Genomic DNA, 23904 nt, shown 5'->3' on the forward strand with positions numbered 1-23904 from the left:
GCCACCTGCCCTCTTCGGTTCTACTTTGGGTTGTGGCGGTACTTTTTTTATGGTTACTTTGGCCAAACCGGTGAATTGTGCTCCTAGCACCGAATTGCTCGTTCAAACCGACTAATTCAGTTCCAATCCCGCTCCTAGCACCGAGTTGCTCGTCCTAACCGGCTAATTCCGCTCCCGGCACCGAGTTGCTCGTCCAAGCCGACTAATTCGGCTCCTCCCACCGCCTTAGCAACGAGTTGCTCGTCCAAACCGACTAATTCCGCTCCTCCCACCGCCCCAGCAACGAGTTGCTCGTCCAAGCCGGCTAATTCGGCTCCTCCCACCGCCCCAGCAACGAGTTGCTCGTCCAAACCTGCTAATTCCGCTCCTCCCACCGCTCCCAGCACCGAGTTGCTCGTCCAAACCGACTAATTCGGCTCCTCCCACCGCTCCCAGCACCGAGTTGCTCGTCCAAACCGGCTAAATTTCATCAGTCGGGTGAATCGGTGCGGAGATGGTACTCGAATCGAACTAACTCTGCTGAAACGGGTGGATCGACGCGGAGATGGTACTCGAATCAAACTAATTTTGCTGAAACGGCTGGCTTGGCGCGGAGATGGTACTAGAATCGAACTAACTCTGCTGAAACGAATGGCTTGACGCGGAGATTGTACTCGAATCGAACTAATTTTGCTGAAACGGGTGAATCGACGCGGTGATGGTACTCGAATCGAACTAACTCTGCTGAAACGAATGGCTTGACGCGGAGATGGTACTAGAATCGAACTAACTCTGCTGAAACGAATGGCTTGACGCGGAGATTGTACTCGAATCGAACTAACTCTGCTGAAACGGGTGGCTTGACGCGGAGATGGTACTCGAATCGAACTAACTCTGCTGAAACGGGTGGATCTACGCGGAGATGGTACTCGAATCGAACTATTTCTGCTGAAACGAGTGGCTTGGCGCGCAAAAAGCCCGGGCTGGACTGCTCTCACCAGCGCCGGGCTATTCTAACAACCACCTACACGATCCCCTTCTTCATGCGATACTCCTTCGGGGTCGTACCGAACTTTTTCTTGAATAGCTTGAAAAAGTAGCTGCGATTGGAGAAACCGACCTTCTCCATAATGATGTTGATGTTGGTGTTCTTGTTCTCCAGCAGCTTCAGCGCATGGTTCAGCCGGACGTCGATGATGTACTCGTTGACCGCGAGCGATTCGTGCTGCCGGAAGCAGCGGCCGATGTAGTTCGACGACATCTTGAGCATATCGGCGATCGACTGCACGCACAGGTTCTGATCCGTGTAGTTCTGCTCGATCAGATCCTTGATCGTCTCCAGCAGCAGCTCGGTTTTCTCTTCCTGCGGCAGCTTCTTGAGCGTCTCGCGGTACAGCGTCTGCAGGACGTCCTTCATCTCGTCCAGCGTTTCCTTCTGGAACAGCTCGACTTGCACCGCATTCAGATCCACGTAGATGCCCTGCAGCTTGTTCGTGTTCATGACGCCGATCGCCACGTTGGTCGTGACCATGATATTCAGCAAGGAGTGTACGATGTTCTCGTATTGGAACGAAGCCATTTCCTCGAACATTTTGTCCAAAATCTGGCACGCCTTCTCCGCGTCTTGAAGCTTGATCGTGTCGCCCAGCCGCTTGATCGAATCCGCCGTCAAATGCTGCGAATGGATGTCGCCTAGCTGCCCGTTGACCAGTCCCGGAGTAATCACGCTCCCCCGTCCGAACACAAGCCGATACATCGCATGCTGCATCGCCTCCGTGTAACAATCGGTGATCGAAGCATAGTTGTCCGCGATGGTGCTGACGGCCGCCGTCACCGAGATGTCGTAGTAGGCCAGCATGGCTTCGCGAACCTCGGCGAACCTAATCGCGATCGTATCGAATACTTCCTCGCCGGCCTCCGGATCCAGCGCGATGACAATTGCCAGATGATCGCCGGTCATCTCCGCCAGCTGACAAGGAAACGAACGCAAAATAATTTCCTCGGCAATATTGGCGAGCGCGAAGACGTAAAGCTTCTTCTGGTTGACCGAGGCGTCCAGCAGCTTGCGGCTTCCGTCCAGCTTCAGCACGCCTACTACGAACGACGACTCGCTGGAGAAACGGAAATGCCCCTGCTCCACCGAGGAGTGGAACTCTTCGGCGGTGACTAGCGCGCTATTGCCGATCAGTCGGCGCAAATAGTAATTGTCTACGATCGTCTTCTGGTTGGACTGCAGCTGTCTCATGCTGCTCAGCTCATCGCTAAGATGGCTGTACACATGCGACATATAAGCCAGCTCGTCTCGAGAGTCCGGAAGCTGATCGTCCGGATCGCCACGGTCTGTGGGCCTGATTTGCTGCATCAACCCGAGGACGGGACGGTACAGCTTATACGAAATCCAGAAGGAGGCCAAGACGGAAGCGATCAAGAACAGCAGGGTGACCACGATCCATGTGTTCCGCAGCTCCGTGACGTGACCGTACACTAAATCGTAATTTTTCATCGTGATGATACGCCAGCCTGTGGAAGCCGTCTCCAGATACGAGAGCAGAAATTCCTGCCCCCCATGCTTCAGCTTGAGTGAATCGAACGATTGGCCGTTGCGCGAAATATATGTATCCAGCGCAGCCCGTACGGTCTCCGCAGGGGCAGGCAATCGATCGCCCGATCCGAAGAGAAAGCCGCCTTGATCCAGTACCGCAACCTCACTATTCGTGTTCCCGCCCAGTCCGTTGATCAGCTTGATATTGTCGAACAGCCAGTCGTGGCGAACGTTGACTACGAAAAAGCTTTTGCCGGGCGTATACTTGCCGTACGTGTCGTAAATAAACAACGAGAGCACATGATCCTTCGAGTCGGAAACCGGCTTCGTTCCGGATGGGTCGAAGGAAAGCGGAATGAACTTCATTCCGAACGATTCCGAATGCGGGGCGTTGACGAACGTATCGATTGCCTTGACGATGTTGCCGTTGTCGATGGACGAGGACGTAGTCGTATTCACCAAATACTTGTTCAGCGGGCCGTTGTACACGACGACGGAATGAATGAACGGGTTGATCGCTGCCAAATTGTTCAAATGCTCGGCATGGAGCACCAGATCCTCGTTCTGACGGGTAAGCATCAGCAAAGCGAGCTCAGGGTCGGCGAAGGAGGTGACCGCCATATTTTTGATGATCGTATTCATGAAATCGATATTGTAGCCGACCTGGCTGAGGACCTTCTGGTTTTCTTCTCGATGAGTCTTCAGCACGGTTTGCTGGGCGCTCTGGAACAAGGTGAATGCCGCTATCGAGAGGACTGCCACAATGAACAACGACACCGATAACAATATGCGCAGCAAATATTTGCGGTTGATATACGTCCTGAATCTGTGCATAGAGCTTCTCCCCTTTTTCTATCGTGTCTTTTGCTATGTGTGTATGGTTCGCCGTCCGGCGGGAGTTCCCCTTTTCAATCCGCAGCTAAAAGGAGCAAGTAGTCGCTGGTAAGATCTGGAGGTGATAAACGGACCGATTGGCCGGCAGAAGTCTCAGGCCATTCGAACGGCAATATTTCGCCTCGTTCCAGATGCATCCAACGAGCTGTCGCCGACGCAGGCACTCCGGTCAAATCGAGCTCGATCGCCTCGCCGTCCGGTAAATACGCCATAAGAAGCTTGGCATCGGCTGACGCAGCGACCGGCGTGTAGCTCGACGGAGTGGACACCAGCCTAGACGGTGCAGGCTCCAGTGTCCACCAAGCATAGGAAGTCATAATCGCCTTCATCCGGGCCAAATCCTCCGCCCCCGGGAACAGCAGCGCCTCCTCCCACGTCGTCAAGTGCTCGGGTTTGCGATCCTGCCTCGTCTCTCCGGGACAAGTCCAGTTCCATACGCCCTCGGCCCCGTATGTAATCCCTACGAGCCCGCCCTCCAGCACGCTCCACCAGCAGGCCCGGCGAACGTCCCGCCGATTGAACGTATCCTCGCGCAAGCCCCATGCCGGAAAGCCTTCATAACAAGGCTCGGAATTGACGACGGGTTTGGCCGGCGTGCGACGCCACTCCTCACGGACGTACAAGTACGCCTTGTCCTGCTCCTCCCCATGATGCGAGCTCTGCACCCAATTGAAGTCGAGCCATGATTTATCGTGAAAATAAGCGCCGCTCATATAGGCCGGATGGGTTGTGATCAAACGGCCCCGGCCGTCCGTCTCCTTCACCTCGCGGCCGATGGCGTCATAGAAGTCCGTAATGCCCTCCTCCTCGAAATCGTCGTCGCCGCTGATAACCCAGATCACATTGCGCTCCTGCAGCCGGCCCACGAGAAACCGCGCATACGTCTTGGCTTGCTCCAATGTCATACCGTGACGGAGAGGGCGGCCCTTTCGTTTCGCATGCGGAATTTGGTAAAACCAGATGACGACGATGGCAATCACTATGCCTTTGTCATTCGCATATTCGATCATGCGGTCCAGACGGTCGAAATAATCCGAAAGGATCGTATCGTAATCCCACAATTGGTCGCCTTGCCATTCGAACGGCCGGCTTCCTTTCAGGATCGGCTTCGTGGCGTCATGCTGAGGCAGCGAATTGAGCTGCAGCACGTTGAAGCCTTGCGAGGCTCGAACGTCTACATAGCGGCGCCATTCTTCCATCGAAGCTTTGCCGGGGCAAGACCATGCAGTGTCTCCCAGCCAAAAAAACGGCTGCCCGTCCCTCGTCCGCAGTGTCCTTCCTTCCTTCGATACGCTTAAATACGCGTCATCCGCTTTCACTTTCGTCTCCTTGCTCATCACGTTGGCCTCCTTGCCATTCATTCATTTGCTTGTAGCGTCCATCCGGGATCTGATCCCGTAGCAGGTGGAAGGACGAACCGCAGTAGGCCGTTCCCGTCAGGTTGGCGTGCCGCAGCAATCGGGATACGTTTACATGCCGAGACCAAGACTGGGTCGCCGACAAAGTTGCCAGTTAGCGTCACGTGAACAGGAGTTTCCGCCACCACGCTTATGCGGTTAAGCTGCCCGTCCTCCGAATAATTCAGCTCCGCTCGCAGCTCGGATTGGAAATGGATGCTCGCTTCCGCCCGCCAGCTTCGGTAAGGGTAACAGGTTTCGGTAAGCCTGCCGCCGGCTGTGTATTGAAAACCCGGATTGCGGTCGAGCCAAATTCGCCCTTCGCCGTTGCCGGTATAGCTCACTTCGCGAAAAGGAATCCAGCGCGCTGAGCGTCCCGGCTGTCGGACGGCGAGATGCCGGCCAAGCGGGTTCGGATCGCATTGGGTAAGCTGGGCCCAATCCGCCTCTTCCCCGCGTACGATCAGCGCGTAGTCCTCTCCTTGCCGCTCGGTGCCGATCAGCTCGAGCGCCGGGGTACGGCTGCGTTCCAGGCGGATCGAGCCGGATTGGATATAGCTGCCGTCGACCATCTCCAGCAAGAGGCGCAGCCCTTCGGCCATCTCCACGGCCGATGCGATCGCGCTGTCGGAGCTGAGGTCTCCGGCTCCGCTAGTCTCTCCGGCAGCGGCGTTGTACAGCACGGTCGATCGAGTGCCGTCTCGTCCCTCGACTCGGACCCCGACGCCGCCGAAGCCGGGGTCACCGGGGAGCAGCGCGGCTTGACTCACGAGCGGCTCGTCGCCGGGAAACGGCTCCCACAGGGCTACGAAGCGGCTGGACAAGGGCTGCGGCTCGGCAAGCTCGATTCCGCCCGTTTCCGGCTGAGGCTTTTGGCGGCGAACGATGACCTTGGGCATCGTCAGCTGCGTCCAGCTGCCCATCGCTTCCTTCAGGAAGCTCATCTCCTTGTAGTAGCGGTTGCGCGGCGCCCGGCACAGCATGACTTCTTCTCCTTCGGCGGGAGCGAGCCAGTGCAGCCTTAGGCTTGGTCCCAGCCTGCGTTCAGCGGCTCGCGGCGACAGTCCTGGGCCAATCTCGCCTTCCTGATGCAGCGGGGCGAACGTTAGTTGCCAAGGCTCCTCCGCAGCCGGCCTTGCGATTCGAGCTTCACGGAATGCAGCCCAGTAGACGCTCTCCTCGCCCGGTGCGTCTGTCGGCAGCGGCGGATCCATATAGGAGCTGCGTTTCTCTCCGACGATCGGCACGTAAGGCACGCCGTCCGCAGCCAGATTGTCGCGTTCCTCGCATATGTCGAGACTCGTATCTACACGCTGGTCGTAATCCGCGCAGCCGTTCGCCATCCAGTCGTGGCGCGTGCCGCCGACTACCTCGAACACATCGAGGTAGACCGGCTGCCCGGCTGCGGTGACGGGTACGGCAATTAGCAATCGACGATACGTTTCCGCCTGAGGGTACGCTTCCGACGATTGCGCCTGCACCGTTTGAAGAGAGCCGCTCGAGCCGGGATACCAGCGGAGCAAATCGCCGCAGGCTGTCTTGTGCTGGCTTTGACCGTCCAGCATGACGAGATTGTGCGAGGCGGTGCTCTTGATGTAGCCGCCAAGATGGGTGTAGCCCAAGTCGGACGCCAATTCATCACCGTATGCCCACACCCCGATGTTCAGCATATCGTAATGCTCGTGTCCGTAGCAGCCGCTATAGTGCAAGTGCGCCTCGGAGCCGTCCGGATAGCGGCCTTGCCCCAGTATCGCATGGCCGAAGTCCGGGAGCAGATAGCTCTCGATCGTCCCCGACTTCAGCTGGGGCTTCTCAGGCGGCTGCTTGCGATTGTTCTCATAGACCGTCTCCGCCCATGTGTCGTGGATCGTGGTCAGCGAGCCGTCCGGAAACCTCAATCGGTCTATGATGGACTCGGCTACGGCGATTGACGGAATGAAGCTGCGAATGTCGAAGCGGTCGAAGCGGCTGCGTTCCAACGTCGAGACGTACTGCGGAGGATCCGAATAACCCGCCGCATACGACAGCGCTCTCCCGATTCCCCCGACCAAATCATGCAAATAGCTGACGCTCTCCGGGAACATCCCGTCCGACATGAGCAAATAATTGAAAGCCCCATAAGCCTTGTGAGCCGCATAGTGCACCAGCTCCGGGCATCCGATCGCCTTGCCTGCCTGAATAAGGCCTCTCAGTTGAGAGCCGATCGTATTGTGGTAAAACTTCCAGATGTCGTTGCGATTGTAAGCATCGTACTTCAGCGACATGCGGCAAATGTGCAGCAGCATATCGGCAGCATCCTGCCTGGCGTGGCGCCCGCCAATCTCAGCGATGCGATCCCATGCGGAGGCAAAAGGCCTCAGCAGATCGTAAGCTTCCGCGAACAATCCGATCAATCGGCCCGTTGCCGGCGTGTACCAGCGATCCCACACGAAAGTAAACCACAGCTCATACGTATCCGGCGGATAAAACCGGTCGTCGTACGAGTTATAATCCGTCATGCCGTATACCGGCCAGTCGGGAACGACCCCGCCGTAGGCGCCGAGGATAGCTGCCGCTCGCAGCGCAACCTGTTCGTCCCCGGTCTGCGAGGCGTACCGGGACAGCTCCAGCATGGCCGATGTCATGCGCCAGAAACGCGCCTCCGTCATGAATTGATCCAAGTATAGCCGCTTGTTAGGAAGCGCGCCTTGTTCAGCCAGCTCATGGTAGGGATACTTTATGCGTCCGCCATGAACCGTTTCAACCGTCTCCTCGCCCGTCACCGGATACAGCCGCTCGAAATCGAACGGATCGCCTTTCCCGTCACGCAACATGTCCGGCTCGGCAATGCTCCACTGGAAGGGCACCTTATCGTACATATACGTCGGCAAGGGCCTTCGTTCGGGAACGAGATCCATGATCGTCTCTTCAGAAAGCGTCAAATAAGCTTTCGCTTCCTCCGACAGTTCCAGCGCCTCAGCCTGATGTTGCCCCGCCGTCGGGCCCGGGAAGCCGACCGATTGCTCATACGCCGGAACCGCCTTCAACGACTCGATCCAGTCTGTGTACGGCCATCCATAGTAAGGCGGATTATCCGGAAACCCGCCTTCCACCCAGCGCAGCTCTTCAATCTCGACAGGTCCCGTTCCTGAGAACCGGAATCGAACCTGCAGATCTGAGCATCCGCTCTTCACAAACACTTCCAATCGCACGGACTGCAGCTCCCCGTCCGACATTTTAGACGCTGTGCCAAGTCGGTCCACGTACGGGACGTCCTGACGTACTCCGCCCTTCACCCCGCGAGTCAAATAACCGCCAGGCGACATCGTGACCCCTGCCGCCGCTTTCCAGACGAGCTCACACCCGTAGATACACTCTTGCCTATTCTCGATCGGCTTCCATTCGGAATGCCATTCCACATCCCCATTCGTTCGGAAGCTCATTGCTCCTCTAGTCTCGATGCTCCCCATATTGCCATCCCCCCTACTACCGCCGAGCATAACTTTGCCTAGATCCTCTCATACTTGAGCCGATATCGGAAAGTGTAAACTTTGGACTTTGCTTCACTCCGGCCCTTGGCGGAAACAAGCAGAGGGCCGAATCCGGCCCCCTGCTTATGTTTCCGAATAAAGCTGATCTTCCTGCGATCCCAGAGCCGTTAAGGCTTCGTGACGACGATGTCGTCGATGTAGTACTGGCCGACGGATACGTCGTTGCTTGCCGCATGGAACGTGTCGATCGATGTCGGCGCCGCATTGCGGAAACCGGCTCCCGATATTTTCAGCACGCCGTCCACATAGATGTTGTAAGTTTTGGCTGTCGTATTGATAACTAATTTAACCGCATACCAAGTGTTTGTAGAAACAGCCTGAACGGTTGCATCGGTCCCCGAGCTATTGCGCCATACCAAGTTCCCGTTCGAGACGTAGAGCTCGGCTGCGCTCGTACTGCTGCTGCGCACGGCAAACTGCAAGGTGCTGGCGGCGTCGGAGTTGCTTCTGTATTGCCACTCCACGGTAAGGTTCGTGCCGGTCTGAGAAGTGAACGATTTGGTCGCGGAAGCGGTACCGGTGCTCGCCGTTGTATTGCCATCCCAGATGTACATGCTCTTATCGGTTGCGCTTGGAACTCCCTTGACCCTCACGTCCGTCGAAGCCGGTTCGTTGATCGTATAGCCTGTCGGCACGGTGTCGGTCGTCATGCTGTCGAACGTCTCGTTCAAGACTACCGTCGGGATGCCTGCAGGCGTGGCGCCGACCTCAGCCGAGTTCGGGCTCTCCGTCGCGCCGTTGAAGGCGGATACCACGTAATAGTAGGTGGTTCCGTTGGTCAAGCTTGTGTTCGTAAAGCTGGTAGCGGTAATGCCGGTTTGCACATTGGAATACCCGGAGCCGCTCGTGGTTGAGCGCTTGACCGTGTAACTGGTCGCTCCCGTCACCGCATCCCATGTCAGGCCTATTTGCGCATTGCCCGGCGATGCTACGAGATTCGTCGGCGCTGCCGGCGCGGCTGTTCCCGTCGGCGAGCTGACTTTCACGTTATCGACTCGGAACTGTCCGGTCGGCGTAGTGCCGCTGGCCAGATAGAACGTATCGACGCTGGTGACGCCCGTGTTGCGGAAGCCGGCTTGCGATACGACCAGCTCTTCGTCGAAATAAATGTCGTATTTCTTCGTCGATGTATTCAGAACGAGCTTCACGTCATACCAAGTGCCTGCGACGGTCGTAGCCGCAAGCGAGTCGGTGCCCGCGCTGTTGCGCCAGTAGAGCCCGCCGTTCTTGAGATACAGCTCCGCCGCGCTTGTTGTATTGTTTCTTACTGCAAATTGGAAGGCTACGTCCGCCGTAGCATGGCCTTTGAACTGCCATTCCACCACAATATTCGTGCCGGACTGCGACGTGAACGCCTTCTTCGTCGTCGCGATGCCGGACGCGTTGCCGTCCCAGATCCAGATGCTCTTGTCCGTTGCGCTCTTCGACTCTTCGATCTGCACATCCGAGGAGCTGTCTTCGGTGGAGGTCCATCCGGTAGGCTGAGCGCCGGTCGTCATGCCGTCGAACGTCTCGCTCCAAATGACGCCCAGATTGCTCGGCATCGCACTCGCTTGCGAGGAGTTGGAGCTAGTGCCGCCAGCATTCACAGCGGACACTACATAGTAGTAAGTCGTCCCATTCGTTACGCTTGTGTCGGTATATTCCGCTGCCGTAAGGCCGGTTTGGATATCGACATAGCCGGAACCGCTAGTTGTCGAACGCTTCACGGTATAGGAAGCCGCGCCGCTCGACGGCGTCCAGCTCAAGGTGATTTGACCTGCGCCGCCAAAGGCGGTCACACCGGTCGGTGCGCCAGGCGCTGCGATCGGAGTTCCGCTAGCCTCCGTAGAGGCGGCGCTTTCCCCGCCGGCATTCGATGCCGTTACGACGAAGTAATAGGTCGTGCCGTTCGTCAGCGTGCCATTCGTATAGCTAGTGCCTGTAATGCCGGTCTGCACATTGGAATACCCCGAGCCGCTCGTAGTGGAACGTTTGACCGTATACGAGGTCGCACCGGCGGAAGCGCTCCAGCTCAGGGCGACTTGCCCGCTGCTCGCCACAGTCGCCAGTCCAGTCGGAGCGGCAGGTGCCGAGCCGGCGGATGGGACCGTTACTTTCACATCGTTGACATATGCCAGGACGACGGATGTGTCGCCGGATGCTACATGGAAAGTGTTCACACTGGTCGGCGCTGCATTGCGGAAGCCCGCGCCAGACACCTTCAACACATTATCCACATAGATGTCGTAAGTTTTAGCCGATGTGTTCATGACTAGTTTTACCGAGTACCAAGTGCTGAGCGCCGTTGCTTGCACGACCGTATCCGTACCCGAGCTATTGCGCCACACCAGGTTGCCGTTCGTGACTACCAACTCGGCTGCGTTCGTCGAACTGCTGCGGATGGCAAACGTCAGGTTGTTCGCCGAAGACGCATTGCCTTTGAACTTCCATTCTACATTTACGTTGGTACCGGATTGCGCGGTAAAGGTTTTGGTCGCGGAGACGACGCCGGTCGAGGCGGTGGAATTGCCGTCCCAGATGAACATGCTCTTGTCTGTCGCGCTTGGACTCTCCGCTACCGTGACATCGGTCGAGCTCGGCTCCGAAGTTGTCCAGCCGGAAGGCGTCGTTCCAGTCGTCAGCCCGTCGAACAGTTCGCTCAACACAACGGTCGAGCCGCTGCTTACCGGCGTTGCGCTGACTTGCGACGAGTTCACGCTTTCACCGACCTCATTGATGGCAGAAACGACATAGTAGTATGCGGTGCTGTTCGTCAAGCCGTTGTTCGTGAAGGTTGTTGCTGTCACATCGGAAGCTACTGTCGTGTATGGCCCGCCGCTCGTTGTCGAGCGCTTCACCTTATAGCTGATTGCATCGCTGACGGCGTTCCAGCTAAGCTCAACCTGCGTATTGCCTGGCACCGCGACCAGACCGGCAGGTGCAGCCGGCGGAGAAAGCGGTGTTGCCAGCACTTGAGCGGAGTTGGCGCCTTCGCCTCCCGCATTCGTTGCGGACAGCACATAGTAGTAGGTCGTACCAGCCGTTAAGCCGGTGTCCGTATAGCTGGTCGTCGTAATCCCCGATTGCGCGACCGTATAAGGACCGCCGCTCGTCGTTGCTCGCTTCAGCGTGTAGCTGGTCGCTCCACTGACGGCGTTCCAGCTCAGCGCCACTTGCCCGTTGCCTGCCACAGCTGCCAGACCTGTAGGCTGGGAAGGGGGCGATACCGAAGGCACATTTACTTTCACGCTGTCCACATACGCTTGCACGACCGTCGTATCGCCGGAGGCGACATAGAACGTATCGATACTCGTCGGAGTCGTGTTCCGGAAGTCGGCTCCGGTTACCTGCAACACACCATCTACATAGATGTCATACGACTTGGTCGTCGTGTTGATGACCAGCTTAATCGTGTACCAAGTATTGGTCGTCAACGCCTGCACGGTCGAGTCAACGCCTGAGGCGTCGCGCCACACCAGATTACCGTTGTTGTGGTGCAGCTCAACCGCATTGTTAGCCCCGCTGCGAAGCGCGAAGTGAATCACGTCGCCTGTCGACGAGTTTCCTCTGTACTTCCATTCCGCCGTCACATTCGTTCCAGACTGTGAGGTAAATGTTTTCAAAGCCGAAGCAATCCCCGAGACCGCCGTCGAATTGCCGTCCCATATATACATGCTCTTGTCCCCAGCGCTAGGAACTTCTTTTACCCGTACATCCGTAGAAGTTGGTTCCACAATCGTCCAGCCCGTAGGGACCGTGTCCGTTGTCATCGCATCGAAAATCTCGTTCAACGCCGTTGTGGTGCCGCCTGCCGGAGTTCCGCTGACTTGCGAGGAATTAGAGCCCTCACCACCCGCGTTAGTCGCCGAGACCACATAATAATACGTGGTGCCGTTCGACAGACCCGTATTGGTGTAGCTCGTTGAACCGAGTCCGCTTGCGATCGTGGCGTATGGCCCGCCGCTTGTCAGCGAGCGCTTCACGGTGTAGCCGCTAGCCCCGCCTACTGCGCTCCAGCTGAGCGCCACTTGCGCATCGCCCGGCGTAGCTCCCAATCCGGTCGGGGCCGATGGCGGAGCGACAGGGGTTGCGCTCGCTTGAGACGAGTTGGAGCTTGTCCCGCTCGAGTTCGTCGCCGTCACTACATAATAGTAGGTCGTTCCGTTCGTGCGGCCCGTATCGACAAAGCTGGTGCCGGTAATGCCGGTTTGCACGTTCGAGTACCCCGACCCGCTTGTCGTCGAACGTTTGACTGTATAGCTAGTCGCACCGCTGGAGGCATTCCATGTGAGCGACACTTGAGCGTTGCCTGCCGTTGCTGCCAGTCCGCTCGGTGCGGAAGGCGCTCCGGAGCCTGCTCCTACAGTGAACTTAGCGTGATAATTATTTCCTTTTTCCGTATTGAACGTCAGGATCGTATTCGAGCCGCTTGGCGTCATCGACACGCCTGCGGGCAGTTGAGCATTGGACAATACTTTGTTGACCGTTACGGTAATCGTCTTGGTCGTATGCTCCGGATTGTTCAGCGACAGCTCGAAATTGCCGCCGTTCTCGCGGTAGTACACGATGCTCGGCTGATTCACCGTCACGATATCCACATTGCTGGCGGCCCAGAATACGGCTCCGACCGCGTTGGTGCTGGCATCCTTGACTGCATGTACAGTGCTAGTTTGTGCCAATACGGAATACGGGCTCGAGCCGGCATACGAAGCCATCTGCGCATTGGTGACGTTCGGTACAACCGCATAGCTATAGCTTTGATTGCTCGCGTTCGCCCCATGATCATAGTACAGCGTGAGGAAGTCTTGTGTAACCGGAGTAGAGTTCTGACCGTCCCGCAGGTCGGACCACGCGCCGGATTGCGTCAATCGATTCGCCTTGATCGTCTGCCCGCCCGGGAAGTAATACCCCGTATTGTCCGATGACGCCCATGTCGTTCCGGACAACGTGGAGCTCCACCCCATCGAGCTGGACACGTTCGTCCCATTCACATAAAGCGGTACAGACGAAGCCGACAATGGCCATTGCGTTACGATCGTTTCGGTCGTGTTGCCGGACGGCGTATTGATGTTGCTGCCGAGGAACACGATTTCGTCATCGAAGAAGAAATAGCTCTTCTTCGCTTCCAGCACGGAGCCTTGGGCTCCATGATCGAAAGCGCTTACGCCGTAGGTGTCGCCATACGCTCCGCCTGTAAAGTTTTTCTCCCCGTACTCGGAGAAGCGGCTATCGTTGATTCCCCGATTGAACACCTCAACCGTAGTCCCGGGCAGCCGGTCCCAGTTCATTGCCGCACGGACATTGCCCTTCCAGTACTCATTGCCGTCGTACATCAAATAGAAGACGCCGTCCGACACGTTGTAGAACTTCTTGCCTTGATTGCTCGTGTTCTCGCCGCTCTTCGTTCGTCTCGATACCATCTTGACGGATGCATAGAAGTCGGCATCGCGGTGAACGGTGAAATCGGAATATTGGAAATGCTTATGACCGGTCAGCACTTGCTCCGGCACACTGGAGTTCAGTACAGTGTTGACCGATCCCGGGAAGTGGTCATAGTCGTTGAACACCAGCGGACTGTCGGAGAACTCGGTAAAAAGCCTCTTCGCCATCGCGATCAGCTCATTGTATCGCGGTACTCCGGGCAAGCTGATGAGGGCAAGCGTACCGTAGAAGCCGAAGGAGGCGCTGAACGTTTTCAGCGACAGCTCGCGGCCGCTGGCGGACATATCGATGTTGCGGTCGTTCAGCATCCAGTTGTAGCCTTCCAGCATGTAGTCGACAATTGTAGCGATCGACCGAGCGGTCATGGAGTAGGCTGTATTTTTCAAGAACATCTGCAGCTTGACGGCATCGCGCGCGAAGGAATCGCCATAACCGCCGGTGTACAAAATGTTGGCATGCGCATGATAGCTGTAATCCGGTTTAATAAACTCATAGTACTTGTAGGCTTGACCGTGAGTCTCAGGCGGATACAATTCCTTCAGGGCCAGTGTCTCATCGGGCACGATACGGTCGCAGATGAAGTCGTAAATGTCCTGCATCCGGGTTGTATTGCCTGTGAGAGCGGCATAGAACGTATGGGCGGTTGTCGTCCAAATATCGTTCGTGCCTGCCCCCTGAACCTCCACATCATAGCCGTGTAAATGATCCGTAAGCGCGTAATTGAGCGCCGAAATTTGATGCGTCATGATCGAGTTGCTGATATACCCTTGCATCAATACAAGGGCGGGTCCCATCTTGCGGGTCATCCCGTACTCCCATTCGAACCAGCCTCCGACCTTCGGAGCGCCGTTGTAGATCCAAGACTGCATGTATTGGAAACCAAGCTCAATTTTGTTCTTAAGCGTTGCGTTCATATAGTATGTACCGCCTTGCATGCGGAAAGCGGACGCCATCTGCAGCAAACGGTTGTAATGGTTCGTCGCGGTGACGATGGAGCTTGTAGGGATTGCGGTGTAGGAATAATCCGTGAAGCCGCCGCTCGAGTTCATTAGCGCCATATTGGAGCTGGCTTTGCCGTTGATGTAGCTCCGCGCTGCGGCAACATAGGAATCGCTGGCGTTCAAGCCGCCGTAAGTATAGTAATCTATGATGTTTTGCTTGATGATGTCCATATCCGCCGCTTGCGCTTTAGGTGCGGGTATGAATAAGCTAGATAGCAACCCGATCAACATCGTCAGCACCAAACTGCCGATCAACGTTTTTTTCATAATAATGCCTCATCCCCATTTCGTTCTTTTTTGTCTCCCTGGTGATTGTTGTTGCCTGTTGCCAAGTTGCTGCTTGCCTGTTGCCACTTCGGGTACCTCTTTTCCTTTCTTTCAACTCCTATCGTAATGAAAATCCGTGACCAAGTAAGCGCTTAAAATATGACAATTGCAATTCCCTAAAATATGTAAGCGCAAACATTGCACATAAATAGCATTTCAGATTTCTAACGCATGCACTAGTGTAAAATCGTGATGTCTGTCTATCATGCTGATTTCGCGTGTTATTTGACTAGTGCAATATCGTGTGGTTGTGGCATTCAGACTACACAATCCGACAAAAAACGATAATTTTCTCGACTCCCACTTAACTCGGCCATCCCGGGCAGGCAGCTGGATTCGTCCAGTAGACGCAAGAAACCGCCCTTGTCGGGCGGTTTCTTGCAAACGGTTCAGTTGTGTAAAGCGCTACAGCAGTCTGTATAACAGCACGGCAGCCTCCGCTCTAGTCGTACTGTCGGTGGGGTAAATCCGGTTGCCGCTGCCCTCGACGAAGCCTGCTTTCACCAGTGCCGCGATGTGACCGGCCGCATAGTCCGCAATCTCTGTTCGGTCTGTAAATCTAATTAGCTCCACACTGCCAGCGGTTCCCTCCAGCCGTTCGATGAGCAGCAAGGCTCTGGCCAGAATGACCATCATGTCCTGTCTGGAGATTTCATCCTCGGGGTTGAATCGGTTCTCGCCGCTGCCTTGTACCAGACCAAGCTGGTTTGCAATCGATACCGCTTCACTGTAATAGGCCTGCTCGGGCACATCATCGAAGCCGGATTTCCCTGTGGCGTGCAGCTCCAGCGCTCTCACTAGCAGCAGAGTGAAGTCCGCCCGCTTCAGCTTGGCGCTTGGGGTGAACTCGTTGTCCCCGGTTCCATGCACGATCCCTTTGGCCGCCATCACCTCGATCGAATCTCTCGCCCACTCTGCATGCGACAGATCGCCGAAGCTTTTCTGGACAAAGGCGATTGCGTACGTGCTGAAATGAGTCGTTTTGAAGGTCACCTGGCCTGTGACAGGATCGTATTTCCCATTGGGGACGGTCGTTACGTTGCCTTGCGAGTCGATGTACCAGATGACAATTTTGTTCGGATGCATCAGCTCTTCCGCAGTAGGCGTGTAAGCAAGAGAGAATGTGACGGGTGCGCCAGGATTATTCCATTCGATCGTTTGCCCCCCGCTCTTCGCAGTCAATTCAAACACGGGGCGGTCGCCTATCTGGCTTCGCGTCTCCTCGCTAAGGGCGCTCTTATCGGCCTGTCCAATTGAGAGCGAGACCGGTTGCCCATCCAACTCTGTGTTCTTGAACATATTACCTGGTGCTGTCAGCGTACCGAGCGGGGTCTGAATCTCGAAACGAGTTTTGTTGTTGCCCGAATCGAGGGCTCCGGCAGGCAGCTCCTGCACGTAGGATCCCGCTCCAGCTACTTCCGTGAGCTCCAGCACGACGCGTTTCATGCCCTTGTTGTCTTCCTCCGCCTTGCTCAGCGATTGCTGAAGGTCCGCGTTGGTGAGCTTCGCCACGGCTTCGCCGGTTGAGGGATCAAACACCGCCTCCAAAGAAATGGTAACGGTATGTTTGTCAGGTGTAGGCGTTGGTGTAGTCGTTGGTGTAGGCGTTGGTGTTGCAGTCGGTGTTCCGGTCGGTGTCGCAGTTGGTGTTGCGGTCGGTGTTGCGGTCGGTGTCGCAGTTGGTGTTGCGGTCGGTGTCGCGGTCGGTGTTGCGGTCGGTGTCGCAGTCGGTGTCGCGGTCGGTGTCGATGATGGCGTAGGTGTCGGAGTTGGTGTAGGAGTTATGCCGCCACCTGAGGTTACCGTAACGCTAACCGTTTGGTTTACCGAGTAGACGGTTTTGTTCAACCCGCCATCCACCGCCGTCACCGCCCTCAAGAGAAGCGACGCGCTTCCCGCCGTTTTTCCTTTGAATGTCAGCGAGACAAGCGCCACATTCCCGCTATCGCCCGGAACATTTCCCATCTTGGAATACGCCAAATACAACGTATCCCCCATCTGTGCCGGCGCTAGCGGCGAGGGATTGGAGTCGACATACTCCAGCTTGGCCGGATCGAACTGCAGCTCGAGCTCGTAAGCATACAGATTAACCAGAGCCTGACCGCCAAGCTGAACGGAAAATGTAGCTCCCGGCGCCACACTGACTGTATTTTTATCCAAAGAGAAGGTAGGCGCTGCCTGAACGGGAGAAGGCGGAACAGGCAGGAGTATCGCTAGAACCAGTGCTGCAGCCAACGCGAACCTCATCCATTTTTTCATTGTGAAGCCTCCTTCATTAAAAGTCGGGAGGATAGAGCTCTCTATCCCCCCCGATCGTCCCATATTATCTTAAAAGCTCCGTTGCGATCAGAACCAGATCAATCAAATCAACCGTGCCGTCCCCATTCAGATCATACTTGCTGGCGATGTTCCAGTCGGGACTGCTCGTGTTCTTGCGATAATGCGGGGCAAAGACGGCCAAATCACCCACGTTCACACCATTGCTGCCGGTGAGATCAGCGTTGTAGATTCGAATGGCATGCTCGCTAGGCGGTACATTTACGACATTCCCGGAAGCCAGACCTAACTGTGCCGACAGGACTTCAACCCTAGCAGTCGTGCTTAATGCAAGCGGTTTTGCCCGAAGGACGAGGCCCAGGAAATTGGAAGTGTCGTCCACTCCAGCGGTTGTCATGGTCACGATCCGCAACAGTCCGGGTGCAGCGCTATAAACCGCGGCAACAACCGTATTCGGATGGGTCGGCGCCAGCGCTACAAGTTCAAACTCGTTTGCGTTGTAGTAAAGCGTAATATCCTGTCCATAAACATTGGATGTTACGTTGGCCAGCTTCAATCCGACATAGATGTCGCGTCCGGCATGCACCAGCGAACCGCCGGACAGGATGGCCTCCGGTCCAATCGGTACCGCCTGAGCTTGAGCGGAGATGACGCTTTCGCCGCTGCCGTTCACGGCAGCAACCACATAATAATAAGTTGTGCCAGGCGCTACATCGGCATCGACATATCCAGTCGTCGTAATGCCGGATTGCACGACCGTATACGGCCCGCCGTCCGTCGTTGCGCGCTTGATCGTGTAGCTCGTCGCCCCGGCGGATGCGTTCCAGCCCAAGGATATTTGCCCTTTTCCCGCCTCTGCAGTCAAGCTTGTCGGAACGGGAGGCGCTAACGGCATCGGCACGGAAACCTTCAGGTTATCCACGTAAGACTGGATCACCGTTGCAGCTCCGGAGATCACACGGAAATTGTCGATGCTAGACGCGGAAGCGTTGCGGAACGGGGTCCCCGATTTTTTGAGCACGCCATCTACATAAATGTCATACGTCTTGGTGTCCGTATTAAGATCCAATTTGATCGTATACCAAGTGTTGATCGCGGTCGCTTGAAGATTCGTATCGGAACCCGCGTCACTCCTCCAGACGATATTGCCCTTCGAATGGTACACATCGGCTACTACCGTGGTGCCGTTACGAATTTCGAAATTCATAACATAGGCGTTGGCGTTGTTGCCTCTGTAGCCCCACTCTACGGTCACATTGCTACCCGACTGGGAAGCAAACGGCCTCGTGGCAGACACAATACCCGGAGTGGCGTGATTAGGCGGATTCGAGCTTCCATCCCATATAAACAAGCTCTTGTCGGTGGCTGTAGGCTTCTCCGCAACTTCAACCGCAGTCGAGCCTACCGTCTGCCATGTCCAACCCGGAGGTTTCGATCCCGTGGCCAAGCTGTCGAACGTATCGTGGAACACAACCGATCTAGGCGGCTCGGCAGGCGTAGCGCTTGCTTCGATCGAGTCGGAGCTAGTGCCGCTCGCATTGGTGGCTGTCACCACGTAGTAGTAAGTCGCTCCATTGGTACGTCCCGAGTCGACCAAGCTGGTGCCGGTAATCCCGGTTTGCACATTCGTATAGCCGGAGCCGATAGTTGTAGAACGTTTTACCGAGTAGTAAGTCGCACCGGTAACGGTATTCCACGACAAGGCGACCTGGCCGTTGCCGGCAATAGCGCTCAATCCGGTCGGCGCAGGCGGCGGAGCAACCGGGGCTGCGGATACTTGGAACGAATTTGCACCCGTGCCGTTCGTATTCGTTGCGGTTACCACGTAATAGTAAGTGGTCCCATTCGTCCGCCCCGTATCAGCGAAGCTGGTTCCGGTAATCCCCGACTGTACAGTCGTATAGCCAGAACCGCTTGTGGTCGATCGCTTCACGGTGTAGCTGGTTGCACCGTTCACGGCATTCCAAGATAATGCCACCTGCTGGTTACCTGCAACCGCCGTAAAACCCGTAGGCGCCGTCGGCAAACCCGCGATTTCTTCTACGGTGAACTTAGTTAAGTAATTATTGCCGAGCTCGGTATTGAACGTCAAGATCGTCTCCGACCCGTTCGGCGTCATCGTTACGCCGGTAGGCAGTTGCGCTGCGACCAAACGTTTGTTCACCGTAACGGTAATCGTCTTCGTCGTATGCTCGGGATTGTTCAGCGCCAGCTCGAACTGGTTGCCGTTCTCCTTGTAGTACACAATGCTAGGCGTATCTACCGAAACGATGTCCACATTGCCTGCCGTCCAGAATGCAGCTCCTACCGCATTGGTGCTTGCATCTTTTACGGCATGGACCGAGCTGTTCTGCGCCAATACCGTATAAGGGCTGGAGCCCGCATACGCAGCCATTTGCGAATCGTTCACGTTCGGTACGACAGCATAGCTATAGCTCTGATTGCTGGCATTCGTGCCATGATTGTACGCCAGCGTAAGGAAGTTCCCGCTAACCGGATTATCGTAGTTTTGTCCGTCGCGCAGATCGAACCACGTGCCTGTCTGCGTCACCCGGCTAGCCTCGATCGTCTGACCGCCTGGGAAGTAATAGCCCGTATTGTCCGACTGAGCCCAATTCACTCCGTTCAAAGTAGAAGTGTACCCCATCGCGCTGGATACGTTCGTTCCATTCACATAGAGCGGCACATTGGCTGCGGATAGCGGCCATTGCGTAACAATGGTCTCCGTCTTGTTGTTGGATGGTGTGTTGATGTCGCTGCCCAGGAAAACGATTTCATTATCGAAGAAGAAATAGCTTTTCTTGGCTTCGAGCACGGAGCCTTGAGCACCGAAGTCAAAAGCGCTTACGCCATACTTGTCGTTATAGGCTCCGCCTGCATAATTTTTCTCCCCGTATTCGGAGAATCGGTAATCGTTCACTTCGCGATCGAACACTTCTACGGTTGTCCCCGGCAAGCGGGCCCAGTTCATCGCCGCGCGAGTATCGCCATCCCAGTACTCTTTACCGGTGTAGAGCAAATAGAATGTCCCGTCGGCTACCGTGTAGAACTTTTTGCCTTGATTGCTCGTATTCTCGCTGGACTTCGTGCGCCGCGATTGCATTTTGACGGACGCATAGAAGTTCGCATCGCGATGAACCGTGAAATCGGAATATTGGAAATGTTTGTGGCCGATCAGCACCTGTGCGGAAATGGGAGAGTTTTTGACCACATTGACCGCTCCCGGGAAGTGATCATATTCGTTGAACACTGGCACTCTGTCGCCGAATTCGGCGAACATTCGCTTCGACATCGCGATTAGCTCGTTCCGCCTTGGCACATCGGGCAGTGAAATCAAGGCGAGCATTCCCCAAAACCCGACATTCCCGTTCATGCTTTTCAAGGACGGTTCGCGACCGCTGGCGGACATGTCGATATAACGATCTTTGATCATCCAGCCATACCCTTCGAGCGTATAATCGACCAAGGTTTTGATCGAGCGCTCGGTAATGGCGTAAGGCGTGTTTTTCAAGAACAATTGCAGCTTCACGGCATCGCGCATGAACGAATCCCCGTAACCGCCGTTATATAAAATATTGGCGTGCGCATGATAGCTGAAATCCGGCTTAATAAACTCATGGAACTTGTAGGTCTGATCGCCGTTGATCGGCGGGTACGCTTCCTTAACGGCCAGATCTCCGTTAGGTATGATCCGATCGCAAATGAAGTCGTACACATCTTCCATACGTTCCGTATTCCGGGAAAGCGCGGCGTAATAAGTATGCGAGGTGGATGTCCAGATGTCATTCGTACCTGCGCCCTGGATGGCAACATCCCAACCGTGCAGGTGTTCCGTAATCATATAGCCAAGCGTTGCAATTTGCTGATTCATCAGCGTGGAATCCACGAATCCTTGCATGAGAATCAGGGTAGGTCCCATTCTGCGAGGAGTGCCGATTTCCCATTCGAACCAGTTGCCGCCTCGCTGACTTCCAACCGTCAGAAGCGAATTGATGAACGTGAGGCCAAGCTCGATCTTCTCTTTTAGCGCCGCATTCATGTAGTACGGGCCGCCTTCCATCCGGTAGGAGGAAGCCATGAACAGCAATCGATTGTAATGGTTCGTCGCCGGAACTATGCCGTTCTGCGGAATATCCGAGTAGTTGTAGTCCGCGAAGCTCCCATTCGCCGTGATGCGATTCGTTCTGCTTTGGTCCAAATATTCAGTGGTCTTATCGTTGACGAACTTTCTTGCCGCTTTTACATAGCTGTCCTCAGGGTCCAACCCCGCATAAGTAAAAAAGTCGACAATGTTCATCTTCAGCACGTCCATATCGTCCGCAGCCGCCCGTGGAACGGGCAAAAACACATTCTGGACCAACCCGATCAACAAGGCCAGCACTAGGCTGCCGATAATCGTCCTCTTTAACATGACTCATCCCCAATCCTTATTTTCTGTCTAGTCTCCCTACGATGCTTCCCGAATGTTGCGGCTCCGGGCGTTCCGTTAGCTGTAAGTGTACTTCCGTTCGTTGCGAATCGTTTTCCACCACCTCCAACCCTGATGTGTTATCCAACCTGCGAACGAGTAAGCGCTTTACATTCCGGCCGTGCACCAATCAACCATTTTGTAAGCGCCAACATCGGACCAAACCATCATGTCAGATTCCTCGCGTGTGCAATAGTGCAAAATCGCCATGTTCGTCTAATCCGACGTGTATACACACAGACTGCACACAGTGCAATATTGTGTTGTAGTTCCATTCAAGTCGGCAAAAAGAGTTGTACTCCAAGGTTCTGCAGAACCCGACTCCCAACACCCAAAAAAACAAACAAGCGAAGCCGCTATGCGGCCCCGCCTGTTCGTGTCCTAGCCAACTACCTCTTACTTCTTCTGAATGCCCTTCTTCACGAGCCACTCGTCCAGCTGCTTCTGCAGCTCGGCGATGTACTTGTCTTGGCCCGCTTTCTTCATTTTCTCTTTCAGCTCTGGCAATGTCTTGGTCAGATCCAGGTTACCGGAGTTGATGGCTTTGCGGTATTCCGTCATAACGGCGTTCATGCTGGCTTCTTCCGTGGCGATGTTCTTCTTGTCGAAGTTGAAGTCCGCATATTTGCCTTCTGGAGCCATGTTCTTGTTGTACTCCAGGTTTTTCGTATGGTAGTCGGCAGGTTCGCCTTCGATCAGGTAACGGTTGAACGAATAGCCGAATGCGTAGGAAACGGGTTTAGCGTTATAAGCGGTGTTCGGCTTCGGTTTGATGAAGTCGCCTTGCAGCTTGTCATAGTGCACGCCTTCAATACCGTAGATCAACAGGTTGAGCAAAGCTTTGTCGGTGTTCAGAAGCTCAATCAGCATCAGGGAACGCTCCGGGTTCTTGGAAGTACGGCTGATACCGAATGCTGCTGTTGTAGTAGGCGACGCTACCGGTGTAGTGATTGGAATGTATACGATTTCTTGACCTTGCGTTGCGGTATCTTGCGCTTCATTCCCATAGGCGATCGATGTATGCACGTCTACGGCTACAAGTCCTTTATTGAGGAAATCGGCCGGTTTAACCGTAGCGTTATCCTTGTGATAGTACCCTTTTTCGTACCAGCTGCGGGACAATGCCCACCATTTGTTCGTGATTTCGGTTTCAATCTCAGGAATAACTTTGTACGTGCCGTCTTCCAACACGCGGTGATTAGCCGCAATCGTCGTGTAAGGCTTGCAATCCGGGCAGTACGTATAGTAGCTGGAGCCGAAGTTGCCGAAAGGAATGATGCCGTCCTTCGCGTCGTTATCCTTGATTTGTTTCAATAACGGCTCGATGTCCTCAAACTTCTTGACCGTCTTCACATCGAATTTGTACTTGTCGATAAAGCGCTTCTGCACCTTGAAGCCCAAGCTATTAGCGGAAGGCAATATGGTTGGAATAACATTGACCTTGTCGTTAACGAGAGCCGACTTCCAGAACGCATCGGAAATGTTCTTCTTCGTGTTCGGCAAGTATTTGGCTACCATCTCGTTCGTAATTTCGTAGAAGCCGCCTTTCTCAGCGACCGGTCTGAAGTTCCAGAGCCAGTTGGACGTAAACGCCAGGTCGAAGTCCTCGGCTGCGCCTACGATTGTATTCATCTTCGTATTATAGTCACCTTGAGCGATCGGACGGAATTTTACGGTAGCGTTGATTTTTTCCTTGATAATTTTGTTAGCGGCTTCTTCAATCTTAGTCTGATCCGGCTGCGCGGCTTGAATCGGATAGTACCAAGTCAATTCTACCGGCGGCAACTGCGGCGTTGCGCTAGCGCTTGTGGACGGACTCGCCGAAGCCGATGTCTGCCCGTCTTTGCTGCTGCATGCGCTTACAACCGAAACCGTCATTAAACCTACTAGCATAAGCTTGGCGGAAGCCAACCAATTCTTGTTCCTCATTCTCATGACCCTCCCATAGTTCGTTACTTGCATCCAAAACTACTATTCCCTGCTGCCAACCGATCGACCCGCTTTTCTACTGCATAACCAACTGCCAGGCGCACCCTCCCTCCGGGATTGCTGATCAACCTTCCTG

At 55.2% G+C, this 23904-nt stretch carries 7 protein-coding genes; all 7 read right to left on the reverse strand.

The genetic code is table 11. The annotated features are described in order from the left end of the window. Window positions 1-1003: 1003 nt before the first annotated feature. The 7 genes from PKO02S_RS23550 to PKO02S_RS23585 all read right to left on the reverse strand — a co-directional run bounded on the left by PKO02S_RS23550 (window position 1004) and on the right by PKO02S_RS23585 (window position 23768). On the reverse strand, window positions 1004-3355 hold the full coding sequence (locus PKO02S_RS23550) for a helix-turn-helix domain-containing protein (protein ID WP_127586795.1): 2352 nt from the start codon (window positions 3353-3355) through the stop codon (window positions 1004-1006). 74 nt (window positions 3356-3429) lie between these two features. Beyond that, on the reverse strand, window positions 3430-4752 hold the full coding sequence (locus PKO02S_RS23555; protein WP_164821640.1) for a glycoside hydrolase family 140 protein: 1323 nt from the start codon (window positions 4750-4752) through the stop codon (window positions 3430-3432). Window positions 4753-4772: 20 nt separating this feature from the next. Continuing rightward, complete coding sequence (locus PKO02S_RS23560) at window positions 4773-8261, reverse strand: heparinase II/III domain-containing protein (RefSeq protein WP_164821641.1); 3489 nt, start codon at window positions 8259-8261, stop codon at window positions 4773-4775. A 188-nt stretch (window positions 8262-8449) separates the two neighbouring features. Beyond that, window positions 8450-15034: a polysaccharide lyase family 8 super-sandwich domain-containing protein gene (locus PKO02S_RS23565; protein WP_127586801.1), complete on the reverse strand. Its 6585-nt coding sequence runs from the start codon at window positions 15032-15034 to the stop codon at window positions 8450-8452. A gap of 465 nt (window positions 15035-15499) precedes the next feature. Then, a complete protein-coding gene (locus tag PKO02S_RS32545; protein WP_164821642.1) occupies window positions 15500-17353 on the reverse strand; it encodes an S-layer homology domain-containing protein in 1854 nt (617 codons plus the stop codon). A 64-nt stretch (window positions 17354-17417) separates the two neighbouring features. Continuing rightward, window positions 17418-21782 (reverse strand): polysaccharide lyase family 8 super-sandwich domain-containing protein, encoded by a 4365-nt coding sequence (locus tag PKO02S_RS23580; RefSeq protein WP_127586805.1) that lies wholly within the window; start codon window positions 21780-21782, stop codon window positions 17418-17420. A gap of 453 nt (window positions 21783-22235) precedes the next feature. After that, window positions 22236-23768: an ABC transporter substrate-binding protein gene (locus tag PKO02S_RS23585; RefSeq protein WP_164821643.1), complete on the reverse strand. Its 1533-nt coding sequence runs from the start codon at window positions 23766-23768 to the stop codon at window positions 22236-22238. Window positions 23769-23904: the final 136 nt, after the last annotated feature.

This window comes from Paenibacillus koleovorans NBRC 103111, from assembly GCF_004000845.1.
In the GTDB taxonomy this organism is placed as follows: Bacteria; Bacillota; Bacilli; order Paenibacillales; family NBRC-103111; genus Paenibacillus_AA; species Paenibacillus_AA koleovorans.